This window comes from Chitinophaga sp. 180180018-3 (assembly GCF_037893185.1).
Lineage (GTDB): Bacteria > Bacteroidota > Bacteroidia > Chitinophagales > Chitinophagaceae > Chitinophaga.
In genome coordinates, this window is record NZ_CP140772.1 from 7,893,207 (window position 1) to 7,907,054 (window position 13,848).

9 protein-coding genes are annotated in these 13,848 nt (G+C 44.6%); 4 read left to right on the top strand and 5 right to left on the bottom strand.

The genetic code is table 11. The annotated features are described in order from the left end of the window. The first annotated feature begins 100 nt into the window (after nucleotides 1-100). On the top strand, nucleotides 101-811 hold the full coding sequence (locus UNH61_RS31300) for an SIMPL domain-containing protein (RefSeq protein WP_326995965.1): 711 nt from the start codon (nucleotides 101-103) through the stop codon (nucleotides 809-811). An 80-nt stretch (nucleotides 812-891) separates the two neighbouring features. Here the strand turns inward: UNH61_RS31300 and UNH61_RS31305 are convergent, their stop codons facing one another. Next, the gene (locus UNH61_RS31305; protein ID WP_326995966.1) at nucleotides 892-4,116 is read right to left on the bottom strand and encodes a carboxypeptidase regulatory-like domain-containing protein; all 3,225 of its coding nucleotides are present in this window, start codon (nucleotides 4,114-4,116) and stop codon (nucleotides 892-894) included. Between the two features lie 320 nt (nucleotides 4,117-4,436). Then, nucleotides 4,437-4,898, bottom strand: coding sequence for a hypothetical protein (locus UNH61_RS31310; protein WP_326995967.1), 462 nt, complete (start codon nucleotides 4,896-4,898; stop codon nucleotides 4,437-4,439). Nucleotides 4,899-5,205: 307 nt separating this feature from the next. On the opposite strand from UNH61_RS31310, the gene UNH61_RS31315 reads away from it, so the two are divergent. Together UNH61_RS31315 and UNH61_RS31320 are read left to right on the top strand one after the other, a co-directional pair. Continuing rightward, nucleotides 5,206-6,540: an AAA family ATPase gene (locus UNH61_RS31315; protein WP_326995968.1), complete on the top strand. Its 1,335-nt coding sequence runs from the start codon at nucleotides 5,206-5,208 to the stop codon at nucleotides 6,538-6,540. Between the two features lie 5 nt (nucleotides 6,541-6,545). Beyond that, a complete protein-coding gene (locus UNH61_RS31320) occupies nucleotides 6,546-7,766 on the top strand; it encodes a tetratricopeptide repeat protein (protein WP_326995969.1) in 1,221 nt (406 codons plus the stop codon). 124 nt (nucleotides 7,767-7,890) lie between these two features. Here UNH61_RS31320 and gyrB read toward each other — a convergent pair whose 3' ends face one another. Beyond that, nucleotides 7,891-9,873 carry a DNA topoisomerase (ATP-hydrolyzing) subunit B gene (gyrB, locus tag UNH61_RS31325; protein ID WP_326995970.1) on the bottom strand — a complete coding sequence of 661 codons (1,983 nt, stop codon included), beginning with the start codon at nucleotides 9,871-9,873 and terminating at the stop codon, nucleotides 7,891-7,893. A 123-nt stretch (nucleotides 9,874-9,996) separates the two neighbouring features. Beyond that, nucleotides 9,997-11,679, bottom strand: a complete 1,683-nt coding sequence (locus tag UNH61_RS31330; RefSeq protein ID WP_326995971.1) for a hypothetical protein — start codon at nucleotides 11,677-11,679, stop codon at nucleotides 9,997-9,999. Between the two features lie 169 nt (nucleotides 11,680-11,848). Between UNH61_RS31330 and UNH61_RS31335 the strand changes: the two genes are divergently transcribed. Further along, entirely contained in the window at nucleotides 11,849-12,772 is a 924-nt protein-coding gene (locus tag UNH61_RS31335; protein ID WP_326995972.1) for an AraC family transcriptional regulator, read from the top strand. 419 nt (nucleotides 12,773-13,191) lie between these two features. Here the strand turns inward: UNH61_RS31335 and UNH61_RS31340 are convergent, their stop codons facing one another. Further along, nucleotides 13,192-13,659 carry a PepSY-like domain-containing protein gene (locus UNH61_RS31340; protein ID WP_326995973.1) on the bottom strand — a complete coding sequence of 156 codons (468 nt, stop codon included), beginning with the start codon at nucleotides 13,657-13,659 and terminating at the stop codon, nucleotides 13,192-13,194. Nucleotides 13,660-13,848 lie beyond the last annotated feature (189 nt).

A 13,848-nucleotide genomic window follows, 5' to 3' on the forward strand; every position in this document is an offset into this window, starting at 1 on the left:
TAGGAAATGCACTTTGTGGAATCACCTGATGTCAACACATCATGAAGGCGTAAACAACAAGTAGCAACTAATTTTTTAAACAATAGAAAAACATCAACACATGAAAAAGGTAATGTTACTAGCAGCAGGTTTATTTATCGCCCTGAGCACATTTGCACAAACCGATGTTAAGCAGCCCGTGAAAAAGATCGAAGTAAACGGATCGGCAGAAGTGGAAATCACACCCGACGAAATCTATTTCAATATCTCCCTGCGGGAGTACCTGAAGGGAAAAAATAAAGTAGAAATCAGCACACTGGAAAAACAACTGCAGAAGGCTGTTCAGGATGCAGGCATTCCTAAATCCGATTTTACAATAGAGAATGTGTATGGCAACAACTACGAAATATGGCGTAAAAAGAAAGATCCGCAGGAATTCATGGCACGCAAACAATACCGTCTGAAATTAAACAGGTTGGATAAGATCAATGAAATCCTTGGTGCAGTGGATGCAGAAGGCATTGAGAGCGCCCGCATCGCTTCTTACTCTTCCAGTAAAATCGAAGCATACCGCAAGGAAGTAAAGATCAAAGCATTACAGGCGGCAAAAGAAAAAGCGGAATATATGCTGGCTGCTATCGGTAATAAGATAGATGGCGTACTGGAAGTGCAGGAAATAGGAATGGATAATTACCCGGATGTTCGCCCGCTGATGGCAAATGCTTACATGAAAGCTGGCAACGCTGCTGCTGATGATGATGTTAATTCAGATATCGACTTCAAAACAATAAAAATCCGCGCTGAAGTAAGAGCTTCCTTTGGTATCAAATAACTACACCCTGGATATATCAAAAAAAAGAGGTTGTTCCATCCGGAACAACCTCTTTTTTTATTAAGATGAACAACTTTTTATTAGAAGCTGTATCTCAGACCCAGCTGCATCTGATAACGTGATGCGAAGAAGTCTTTTGAATACGGCGTACCTGGTTGAGTAAAGCTGTAGGTTGGGTAGTTGTTTACAACCTTTCCGGTTGGGTTCAGACCAACACTCGAAGTTGAGTTGAAAGTGTTTGGTGAGAAGTACTGAATACCCCAGTTTTTATTCAACAGGTTAGTCAGGTTCACGATATCATAAGTTAAAGTGATGGTGTGTAACTTCTTACCACCTGGTTTGAAGTTGAAGTCCTGTGCGAAACGGAAGTCAGCCTGTGTATTCCAGGGAGTGCGTCCGCCGTTACGTTCAGTGAAGTTACCTTTACGACCGCTCAGGTATTTGTCGCTGTTCACATAGTCCATGAAAGCGCCAGCCTGTTGAGCAGCAGTTGGTCCGCCAACTTTATCAGTAAAGAAGTTAGTAGCTTCAGCAACATCTTTCGGGATGTAAGCCAGGCTCACCTGCTGAGGAGTACCCTGGATAGTGGTATTCACGAAACCGTAAGTGAATGGTAAACCGGAAGAAGTATTGAAGAATACAGAGAAGTTAGAAACCCACTTGCCTTTAGAACCCCAGTCTTGTTTGTAAGCCACTGTAGCAACGATACGGTGACGAACATCGAAGTTAGAGTAAGCCAGACCCGGATTGTTCGGATTCAGCGCCTGGTTCAGCTGCCAGTTAGATTCCATAGAGTTACGGATACCGTTGGTCAGATCTTTAGCCTGTCCGTAAGTATAAGCCACCATAGCATTCAGACCGAAAGGGAACACTTTAGATACCTGACCGGTGATGCTGTAACGGTAACCTTTATCGGTGTTCGACAGCAGGTAAGCGTTTGTATACAGCGGGTTGATTTTCTTACCGGAGTAAATAGGCTGTTGCTTATTTACATCATATGCGTAGTAAGTAGGATTATCTACCAGGTTCACCTGTTGGAACATCAGGTCTTTTATCACTTTAGTATAAATACCTTCGATAGTGAATTTCCACTGATCGCGGGTAGTATAATCCAGTGCCAGGCTACTTCTCCATACCTGCGGCATTTTGAAGTTATTGTCGATCATATCTACCTGTGTAGCAGTAGAAGGATCAGTTACGTTAACACCGTTCTGTTTCGCGAAATCAGCAATACCATTAGGTGACGGTTTTGCTGCAGGCTGTGGAGTGTTTACAGCTGGTTTTTTCTGATCGTATGCACCATAAGTAACACCGTTGTTATAGTAAGCATAGCCTAACCATGCGAACGGAATACGACCGGTGAATAAACCTGTACCACCACGTAATACCAGACTGTTATCGCCCTTGATATCGTAGTTGAATCCTAAACGCGGAGAGATCTGCACATTGTTCAGGAAGTCGTTTTTGATATCCTTAGGTTTGGTATACGTGTAAGTAGTACCGTAGTTAGGATCTTCCGGAGCTTTGATGGTCTTGTCGCTCAAAGGCTGTTTGTTCGGAATACCAGTGTAGTCGAAACGGATACCAGGAGTGATACGGAAGCGGTCTGTCAGCTGAATTTCATCCTGTCCGTATAAGCTCAGCAGGTTCACTTTGAACTGTGCCGGAGGATGGTTCCAGATATAGTCACGTGAGTTATCGGTATAGTTGTAGTTACCGCGTACACGGGCTGGTTTGTTGTTCAGGAAGTCAGCAATGCTGTCATAATCCAGACGGCCGTTCCAGGAGTTAACGAAACCATAGGTGATATTGTAGAATTCGTTGTGAGTACCGATAGTGATAGTGTGGTTACCTTTGAACAGGGTAACGTTATCGGTTACTTCGAATGTTTTCTGCTTCATGTTGAAGATACTTGCTTCACGGTCAGTACCCAGGAAGATGGTAGAACCAGGAGTTCTACCCTTGATCTGGATCTGTGGTACAGCCGGATCAGACAGCGGATCTCTGTAGTCATGGATGTTGGAATAACCCAGGATCAGGCTGTTAGACAAAGTACTGTTGAAGTTACTTTTCAGTTCTGCAACTGTAGAAGACTGGTTGTTCACCTGTTTGAAGTCGATGCCGCTGAAACGGAAGTTCTGTTGGTCGCGCTCCAGGTTGGTCGCATCAGAAACAATAGTGTTGTTGCGGAGCGACAGTTGGTGTTTGTCGTTGATGTGCCAGTCTAAACGGTTGAAAAATTTAGTAGAGTTAGAATTGATGGTGGTGTTGCCGGCAGTTCCCGGATCAACGCCATAAGATTTCATCAGTGCAGTGATATCTGCTGCGTCTTTTTCAGTCAGTATACCACCATTATCAGCAGAACCGGCTGCGAGAATCACAGGATCCACACGGCGGGTGATTTCTTCGTTGGTGAAGAAGAACAGTTTGTTCTTGATGATAGGGAAGCCAACTCGTACACCAGCCTGGTATTCGTGGAAATCGCTCGGCAGTTTGGAACCATCACCGGCGTTGTTTTTACCAACCAGGGCAGCAATACGGCCAAAACCGTAAATAGAACCGTGAACTTCGTTGGTACCACTGCGGGTTACGGCGTTAACGCTACCTCCGAGGAAGTTACCCACCTTAACATCAAACGGAGCCAGTAATACCTGTACATCCTGGATCGCATCAACAGATACGGGGTTAGTACGGGTGCTGCTACCTGGCTGACCGCTGGTGTTGCTCTGGCCACCCAAAGAAGGGCTGAAACCAATCGCATCGTTATTGATAGCACCATCCACGGTTACGTTGTTGTAACGGTAGTTGGTACCCAGGAAAGAGTTATTGTTGCTCTGAGGAGTAACCTTGGTCAGATCCTGCAGACTGCGGCTCAACGAAGGAATCGTTTTGATCTGCTCTTGCCCTACCCTGGTACCACCTGATTTGCTGCCGGTGTTACCAGTTACTACTACTTCACTCAATGCAGTAGATTCTTCCTGCAGTTTGAAGTTAAAGTTAGTAGTTCCAAGTCCGAGGTTAACATCTGACTTTACTTCTTTTTTATATCCAATAAATGAAACGGTGATAGTGTAAGGACCGCCTGGGTTCAGGTTAGGCAGTATATAACGGCCGTCTGTGTTGGTCTGGACGCCGGTTTTAGCACCGGTAGCGTTATTGACTACTACTACAGTTACTCCCGGGATAGCCTGACCTCCAGGATCAGAAACTTTACCCGTTACAACAGATGTGGTTACTTGCGCCTGTACATTGTTGTAAAATAGAATTACAAGAAAGCTAATTAATAGCGTGTAAAATGATTTCATAAACCGATGTAAGTATTTACAGGTGCAAAGGAACTAGTCCAAAACAACCAGAATGTTAACAGATTATTACGGAATTGTTAAGGACTGCATAAACTGGACGCTAAAAAGTCAATTATTCGTTTTTGGGGTTTAGAAAACATCAGTTTTTTGACTTAATGTAACCTTAATGTTAACAACTGACCGGAAATCAGTTACGGATTCTATGTTAAGTCAGGGTAAAGCACAAATGAATTGTGATAATTTTAACGGACTGTAGGGCACTTAAACAGAAGGCCCCGCCTTTAAAGGCAGGGCCGGTTGATATTCATCAAAAAGTGCTGTTAGTAAATTTGGACTTTAAAAGTCCCGTCCGTTAAAGGTTTTTCGATATCACCATTTATTAATGCACCGGAGAATATGCCCTCCGCGTGTTTACTATTAATGTCTGTTACGATTACCGTAATATTATTTCCCATGTATCCGGTCTGCCTTTGCTGTATATCCATCAACGACATCTCCACACCTGACGTATAAGTACCGGCATGTACAGAATCAGGAAAGGTGATCATCAACTCCATATGCTGACCAAAATTATTGGTCACGCCATCGATGACCAGCGTTTTCTTTCCATCATATATGGTATCAGTTAAATAAGCAGCCGGAGTACTGGCATGATAAAAGTCGGTACCTAATTTAAAAGAGAATATGCTGGCAGGTGCCGGGCCATTATTTTTATTGCAGGAATACAGGACTATGCTGCATATCATAGCAGCAATTGCCCAAAAGGATCTCATTTGCATCATGCAGTCAGTTTACAGTCAGGTATGCCGGAAAAACCAGTGCCAGCCGCATTTCAGCAGCTGGCAATCATTTGAATTGACATAGGATACTGGTTCTGTTTCGTTGGCATAGGGATAATATACCTGCAATATATATAAAATTTTATTAATTAAATATATTTTATATAGATGATAGCTGGATTTATTGTTGCTTTGCCAGGTAATATTACCGGAGTTATTTCATAATCGCAGGGTTCCCGGATTTGCCATAATTAACACTTTTTTTGCGCACGAATTGTGTATTATTACGGTTCTCAATTACAAGCACATTATGTCATCGGAAGTAGTTAAACAGTTACAGGAGGCCGTTCAGTTTTCGCCGGAAAATGTGCCTTTACGCTTGCACCTGGCCCAGGTGCTGCTTCAGGATTATGATTACGCTGCCGCGGAAGAGCAATACAGGAAAGTATTGGAATTATCTTCTGCCAACACAGCGGCACAGCTGGGACTTGCACGGACATTCTATCATCAGCAGAAGTACTCAGCAGCCATTGTTGTGCTTGAACAGCTGGAGCATCGGGAGCCTGATCATTTTGATGCGTTGCTATTGCATTGCCGCATACTCGTTAAGGAAAAGTCGATGCCCCAGGCAAAGGAAATATATCAACACCTGTTACAGATCAATCCTGGTTTTCGTGATGAAGCGCTGGATGGGCTTTTCAGAGTAGTACAACAGTCGCCTCCACCATCTTTCGATAATAATGATGATGATGATATCGGAGAGGCAGAGCGTCAGTTCATGCTGGAGAAACCTGAAATCAATTTTGCAGATGTGGGTGGTATGGAGAGAGAAAAACAGGAAATAGACCTGAAGATTATCAAGCCCCTGCAATTTCCTGATCTTTATAAAGCTTACGGTAAAAAAGCCGGTGGTGGTATATTGCTCTACGGGCCTCCAGGATGTGGTAAAACCTACCTGGCTAAAGCCACGGCCGGCCAGATACAGGCTGAGTTCATCAATGTAGGTATCCATGATGTATTGGATATGTGGGTCGGCAACAGTGAAAAGAACCTGCACAGCTTATTTGAACTGGCCCGGCAAAGCAAGCCCTGTGTATTGTTTTTTGATGAAGTGGATGCACTCGGAGCCAACCGGTCAGCACTCCGGCAAACAGGCGCCACACACATCATCAATCAATTCCTTGCTGAGATGGATGGAATTGCGGCAAGCAACGAAAATATCCTGATCATCGGAGCTACCAACGCCCCGTGGAGCCTGGATCCGGCATTCCGCCGCCCTGGTCGTTTCGACAGGATCATTTTTGTAGCGCCTCCTGAAACTGATGGCCGGGAAGAAATCCTGAAACTGCAGTTGCGCGATAAACCCATCAGCGATATTAATTTCAGCGCCATCGCCAAGGCTACGGCTGGTTATTCCGGCGCCGATCTGAAGGCAATTGTAGATATAGCAGTGGAAGAAAAACTGCTGGAAGCACTGCAAAAAGGAGCACCACAGCCCATCACCCAGAAAGAGTTACTGAAAGCTGCTAAAACCCATCGGCCTACCACCAGGGAATGGTTCAATACTGCCCGTAACTATGCGCTGTATTCCAATGAAACCGGCCTTTATGACGATGTGCTGAAATACCTGGATATTAAGAAATAACGTTTATGGCTGTATTAATTCAGCGCGCACAGATTTTATTGCAACAAGGTCGTTTTGAAGACGCTTTTACGACACTCCGTCAGCATTTGAGCACCAATGCCCATGATACCGACGGGTTGTTTCTGCTGGCGATCTGTTACCTGGAAACAAACAAACTCCCGGAAGCCGCGCAGGTAGCGGGAGATGCCCTCTCTTTTGCTCCTCACGATGATCGTTTCCTATATCTGCAATCCAGAATAGCATTCCTTAAAAATCAATACCAGGAGGCTATTCAGGCAATTAAAGCCGCAGTGGCACTTAATCCATACCGGGTGGATTATTTTGCCATGTGGAGCCAGATATTACTTTCCCGGAAAGATTATGAAGGTGCACTGCATAAAGCAGAAGAAGGACTCGCGGTTAATCCGGAAGATGAAGCCTGTCTGAACCTCCGCTCTCATGCCCTTTTTAACCTCGGGAAAAAAGAAGAAGCGTTTTCTGATCTGCACGAGGCGTTGGAACATAATCCGGAAAATGCCTACACCCATGCCAATCTGGGCTGGAAGTGGCTCGAAGCCGGTAATCATCGCAAGGCGCTGGAACACTTCAGAGAATCCCTGAAAATAAATCCCAATAACGACTGGGCCCGGCATGGTATGGTACAGGCCATGAAAGCAAGATACTGGCTCTACCGCCAGTTCCTGAACTATGCCTTTTTCATGGGCCGTCAGAAAGCACGTACGCAATGGATTATTATCATTGCCATCTTTGTGCTGACACAGATAGCCAACCAGGTATTTTTCCCGCTGTATGTATTGCTGGCACTGTTGGCGATATCTACCTGGCTTATCACGCCGGTAAGTAATCTCTTCCTGCGACTGAATCCCTACGGAAGATATGCACTCAGCCGTGAGCAAACACAGGTATCTAATATCGTAGGGATACTCCTTTCTGTGGCCCTGGCAGCAGCTATCAGTTACTGGATCACCAATTTGCAGGGACTGTTGGCGCTGAGCATTTGTTCCGGTATTATGTTGTTGCCGGCAGCCGGTTTTTATATTCCTGAAAGTAAAAAGAATCGCAACATTATTCGCTGGTATACACTTAGTCTTGCTGCCCTCGGTATTATGGGCGTAGGCTACGCGTTCATTACAAACGATCCTTTTAATATATTCGTTACCGTTATGCTGATAGGTGTTTTCCTGTATCAGATATTGGCGAATTATATATTGACGAGAGAGAATTAGAGAAAGAATTAGGAATATAGAATGAAGAATTAAGAAATAACTCGAAGACCTTAGCGGATAATTACTAATCGCTAAGGTCTTCGAGTTATTTCTTAATTCTTCATTCTATATTCTTAATTCTCTACTATGCGTCAATCTTCGCATACTTCGCATGCGACTCAATGAACGCTCTGCGTGGAGGTACTTCGTCTCCCATCAGCATGCTGAATACGCGATCCGCTTCAGCAGCACTTTCAATGGTTACCTGTTTCAGGGTACGCTGTTCAGGATTCATGGTGGTATCCCACAATTGCTCAGCATTCATTTCACCCAAACCTTTATAACGCTGAACAGTTACGCTGTCTTCTTTACCGCCGCCGGCCAGTCTGGTGATGGCTTCTTTGCGTTGGTCTTCCGTCCAGGCATAGATTTGTTCCTTTCCTTTCTTCACCAGGTACAGTGGAGGCTGGGCAATGTATACATAACCCTGCTCTACCATCGCTTTCATATAACGGAATACAAAGGTCAGGATGAGGGTGGCAATGTGGCTTCCGTCCACATCGGCATCCGTCATGATGATGAGTTTGTGATAACGCAGTTTGGTGAGGTTCAGGGCTTTATCATCTTCTTCAGTACCGATGGTTACGCCCAGGGCAGTGAAGATATTTTTGATTTCATTGTCTTCATAAATTTTATGCTCCATGGCTTTCTCCACATTCAGAATCTTACCACGCAGCGGCAGGATCGCCTGGAAGTTACGGTTACGACCCTGTTTGGCAGTACCACCCGCAGAGTCACCCTCTACCAGGTACAGTTCACATTTTGCAGGATCGTTATCGGAGCAGTCGGCCAGTTTACCAGGCAGGCCGCTTCCGGTCATCACGCTCTTACGTTGTACCAGCTGGCGGGCCTTCCGGGCAGCTTCACGCGCCTGTGCGGCCAATACTACCTTGCTGATCACCGTCTTGGCTTCCTTGGGATTTTCTTCCAGGAAAGCATCCAGTACAGAAGCAACAGAGCTGTCTACAACGCCCATCACATCCGAGTTACCCAGCTTGGTTTTGGTTTGTCCTTCAAACTGAGGCTCAGGTACTTTCACGCTGATGATAGCGCTAAGACCTTCGCGGAAGTCATCTCCGGTCACTTCTACCTTCGATTTCTCAAACATTTTATTCTTATCACCATAAGCCTTGAACACGCGGGTAATAGCACGACGGAAGCCGGCTACATGCGTACCCCCTTCAATGGTGTTGATATTATTTACGTAGGAGAAGATGTTTTCGCTGAAGGCATCATTATAAACCATCGCTACTTCCACTGCCACATTAGATGCGGGATCATGAGCTTCCACATAAATGGGAGCCGGCAGCAGCGGGTTACGACGACCACTCTTATCAAGCATCTGGATAAATTCCTTGATACCGCCTTCGCTGTAGAAAGTTTCAGAAAAGATCTTTCCTTCTTCATCTTTCTCGCGTTCGTCGGATAAAGTGATGCTGATTTTGCGGTTCAGGTAAGATAATTCGCGCAAGCGGCTGGCAAGGATCTCACGGTTGTAGGTGGTTTCCTTGAAAATCTCATTATCGGGTTTGAAAAGAATAGTGGTGCCTGTTTTGTCGCTGTTGCCGATTTCCCGTACAGCATACTGCGGCACACCACGATGGAATTCCTGCTCGAATATTTTTCCTTCACGTTCTACAGTAACATACAGTTTAGTACTCAGGGCGTTCACGCAACTCACACCTACCCCGTGCAAACCACCGGATACTTTATAGGTGTTTTTGTCAAATTTACCACCCGCGTGAAGCACCGTCATTACTACTTCGAGCGCTGAACGGCCTTCTTTCGGAATGATACCTGTGGGAATACCACGACCATCATCATATACCCGGATGGAATTATCCTCCAGTATGGTCACCTCGATGTTTTTGCAATATCCTGCCAGGGCTTCGTCAATGGAGTTGTCTACGACCTCATAAACCAGGTGATGGAGACCTTTGATGCCAATATCACCGATATACATCGCCGGACGCTTCCGTACAGCTTCAAGTCCTTCCAATATCTGTATACTCCCTGCATCATATCCATTACTGCTGGGGCTGGGTGCTTGCACTAATTCTTCGCTCATATGTTGGTGTAAAATCTATTAGAAATAAAAACGGTAGACAATCATGCAAAAATACGAAAAATAAGCCTTATTTCCACAAAAGAAGGGCTGTTTTTATGAGGTATGGACAGGGCATTTTTTCCACTATAAATTTCCAGTACCAGCAATATTTTTAACTCCTGTAAACAAAGTTTTCCACACCAGGTTAAAAAAGGACTTCCGCGGATCGCGGTTATAAGTAACATTGGCGGTACGCGGTTTTTCGTTTTTTAAGGGGTTCGACTCATTGATAACCATTACATTAGCAACTAGGCTCATAAGTCCTTTACGCTTGAATTCCTTTTGCCCTTTTTCCAGCTCCAGTACGGCTATTTTCAGATTATTATAGAGCATTTTCACAGATGCAGCGGCTTTTTTTTCATCCCCTTTTATATTAAATGTCAGATCCTGTATGTCACAGGAGCGGATTTCCACTTTGCCCATTGCTTTGGTAACCACGTTAAGGTCTTTTCCGTTCATGTTTTTGAGCTGCCCGCTTATATCGAAATGCCCGGCTTTATCTGTCAGGTTGAAATCGAATAAGGCAGTGAGCTTGCCACTTTGCATGAATACCGCATCAAACTTAGCGGTCATATGATTATTGGCAGCCACCATGGAATCGATATTGGTGATATTTCTGAATAGCGCGTGGATATGACTGAAGGTAACATATCCGGTTTGCTCGGTGACCGGGCTCAGTTCCGTGTATTGCAGAGTTACATTGCTGCCGGTGAGACTGTCTACATACAGTGGCAGCTTCAGTTGCTGCAATAATTGCTGCGGATAACGCGAGGGCTCCTTTTCCGGTGGCATGGGCAACATCCGGTTCCGGTAGATGTTGACCTTACCGCCCTGTATATTGAGCCGCTGCACCCAAACCTGTTGTTCCTGCAGTAGCAGCCTGGGATCCAGGTTACGCAGGCTGATATTGTTCAATAGTACTTCATACCGATCCTGCTGAACGCCACCGGTAGCCTGTTGAAATCCTGCAGGATCATAGCGGGGTTCCAGGCCCACCTGCCCCAGGTGCAGTGTCCGTTGGGCAGCATCGTACCTGATGCCCCGTATATGAACCAGATACAGGCTGTCGCGTGTTCTGTTCTCATAATCCTTCATCCCGATCTCATAGTTGCGCGCATAAAGAAAACGGGTGGGATCGTTCAGGGCCAGGGAGTCGATCAGGAAATCTTTGATCCTTACCCGCAGGTGACTGAACTGATGAACGACCCTCGAAGAATCCCGCCGGGTAAAAACGTATTTAAAGTTAGTGCTGTCTAACACAAGCTTGCCGACAAAAATAGATTTCATCCGCGGAGAAATGTTCTGATAGGCAGTTCGGGGCCGGGTGGTATCCCTTACCCGGAGATCCTGTTCCAGTATGATATGGGGATTGGTGACTGTTAGGATCCCGATACTCAGATTTTTCCCTATAAAATAGCTCCAGGGTTTAAAGTATTTCAGCTCCAGTTTATCAACACTGATATTATATAAATTTACAGGGGCTTTCTGGTGAGCCAGCAGGCGGTTATAGACGGATGAGTCGGCTGACATACTGGCATTTTCCAATGTCACACTGCCGGAAAGTACGTTCAACCGGAGGTCTTTGAACTTTACGCTGTACAAGCTGTCCGACATTTCCAGCACATATGCCTGCAGCTCCCGTTTCAGCAGCTTATTCCAATGAACATTAAGATACCATCCGGTGCACAGTACCAATAAGAGGAGTATGCCGGAAGTTATCAGGAGGCGTTTTACCAGACTGCCTTTATTAAATCCGCTTTTAGCCATCTGTTAAGGATAAACGAAAATCAATTCATGAAAATACCGGTTTTGCCGGAACGAAAAAAGCGGGAGGTTTAATGTGTATTGTAACTGTATTGTCAAAACCTGTTCGCTTAAAAAATGAATGCCTAAATTTGTGACTTCTATAACAGCTCGGCATTAAAAAACAGGTAAAGTGAAAGAATTACAGGAAATATTGTCTTTAGCAATTCCCCAGCCAGCAATGAGTGATCAGCTGCGACTGGCGGAACAGGATAGTGTGTCAGTACCTGACTGTCTGGATTTTACTTTACAACGATTTACCTACGATAAACCGCTGCCGGTAGAAGATGTGGCAATGGTTGTTTATCAGCCAGCCAAAAGAGGGCAGTCTGCTGCCATAGAGTTGCGTTACTGTGTGGCTGGCAGTAAATACTGTAAAAACCCGGCCTGCACTGATCAGTTATGTGCGGATGGAAAGAAGGATGCCTGTACAGACAAGATGCCTTCAGTAGATCTGATTACCGTACGTTTTCAACCAGCTTTTATTCAATCCCTGCAGAAAGGAACTACTACCTTCCCTCTCTTTGAAAACCAATCGCGTAAACCTTTCGTAAAAACCATACAGCCCTGTACCAAATCTAAGTCAGTGCTGGAAACAATGGTACATCATAACTACGAAGGAATTCTGAAAAATATATTCCTGCAAAGTCGTGCCCTGGATCTGCTGCTGTACAGCTCCGACCAGTTCATGCAAAATGATACAGAGGAGCGTTACGGATGCCGTTTCCTCACACACCTGGAAGACCGGGAAAAAATAGAAAATGCCCGCAGCATTCTGCTGGAGCAGCTGGATTCACCGATCACTATCCGGGATCTGGCTCGCAGGGTAGCCATGAATGAATGTTACCTCAAGAAAGGATTTAAAGCCATGTACGGCACCACCATTTACGATTATTTCCAGAAGGAACGCATGGAGAAAGCCAAGGGGCTGCTCTATGAAAAGGGAATGTCGGTTTCTGAGGTGGCTATGCTGATGGGCTATTCCTGTATCTCTCACTTCTCTACTGCATTTAAAAAACATACCGGGTTAAAGCCCTGCGAATTGCTGCTGCGCTGACATAGTAACGTATCAGTCCGCTTTTGTAATGCCTTTCCGGCAGCAGATTGTGCGCATTTTCCCACTTCGATCATTACTTTTCCCGATTTGAAAAGTGAAAGCAGGAATATAGCTGTTACTTTGTAACGCGATAGGCAAATATCTATTTGCGTTTCCCATAAGCTTCCTTATCAGATTTGACCATGGAAGAAACCTGGCTGGCATAAGTAAGTAAAGCCATAAATTATACTTGCATCATATCAAACACCATTGAAGTGCAAATATGCCAGACAAGTTTCTACCAGATTTTATAAAGTCGTTCGCTTCAGCGCGCGACTTTTTTTATTTCCGGAATCGCTGGTAGTATGCATGAAAAAACCCCGCCCAAAAGAGCAGGGTCTGTCCTATTTATCCCTATACCTATGAAATACGTGTTTGAATTATTCAGTGATAGTGCCAGCGTCGTTCAACAGCACTGATTTATCTGCACCATTATCCTGAATATCTATTTTGTAGTATGACGCCACATCTGCTCTTTCAATTTTCCAGCCATCTTTTATGGTGGCACTCGGATACTTCGCTTTTAATGTACCAGCTACAGTTCCGGGTAATGTCTGAGCATCGTATTCACTTCTGGTGGCAACCCATTTGCCATCTCCATCATACTCTGCAATTGTTTTGATATTTTCTTTCTGGAAATTTGCTGTCCAATGTCCTGCACTAGTCTTAGTCCACTTAGCTGTTCCTACACCAGCAAAATTCTGATCAAAAGAACTTTTCACTGCTTCCGGTGCCTGCACCGCTTTCGCAATTACTTTTTTTGTTTTTTTAACTGATTTTTTCTGCTGTGCAAAAGTTATGCCGGAAGTGAATATAACCGCACAAAATATTAACGTCAACTTTTTCATATCTGATATGGTTTTTTCGTTGGGTTAAATTTTTTAAACTTCAAGGTTTTTCTAATCTTCCTGGCTAGTTATCTAAAACAATGCCAAAAACGCAATTTAAATTCTATTTATTGCAAAGTACTAAAAAAAAAGTAAAAATTGTTCAAAAAGCGATGTTTTTAGTAAAGTAGCCTTTACTGGTGCCAGTGT

Coding starts and splice junctions, on each gene's coding strand:
- UNH61_RS31310 (WP_326995967.1), bottom strand. CDS start 4,898: ATGATGCAAATGAGATCCTTTTGGGCAATTGCTGCTATGATATGCAGC.
- gyrB (WP_326995970.1), bottom strand. CDS start 9,873: ATGAGCGAAGAATTAGTGCAAGCACCCAGCCCCAGCAGTAATGGATAT.
- UNH61_RS31305 (WP_326995966.1), bottom strand. CDS start 4,116: ATGAAATCATTTTACACGCTATTAATTAGCTTTCTTGTAATTCTATTT.
- UNH61_RS31315 (WP_326995968.1), top strand. CDS start 5,206: ATGTCATCGGAAGTAGTTAAACAGTTACAGGAGGCCGTTCAGTTTTCG.
- UNH61_RS31340 (WP_326995973.1), bottom strand. CDS start 13,659: ATGAAAAAGTTGACGTTAATATTTTGTGCGGTTATATTCACTTCCGGC.
- UNH61_RS31300 (WP_326995965.1), top strand. CDS start 101: ATGAAAAAGGTAATGTTACTAGCAGCAGGTTTATTTATCGCCCTGAGC.
- UNH61_RS31320 (WP_326995969.1), top strand. CDS start 6,546: ATGGCTGTATTAATTCAGCGCGCACAGATTTTATTGCAACAAGGTCGT.
- UNH61_RS31330 (WP_326995971.1), bottom strand. CDS start 11,679: ATGGCTAAAAGCGGATTTAATAAAGGCAGTCTGGTAAAACGCCTCCTG.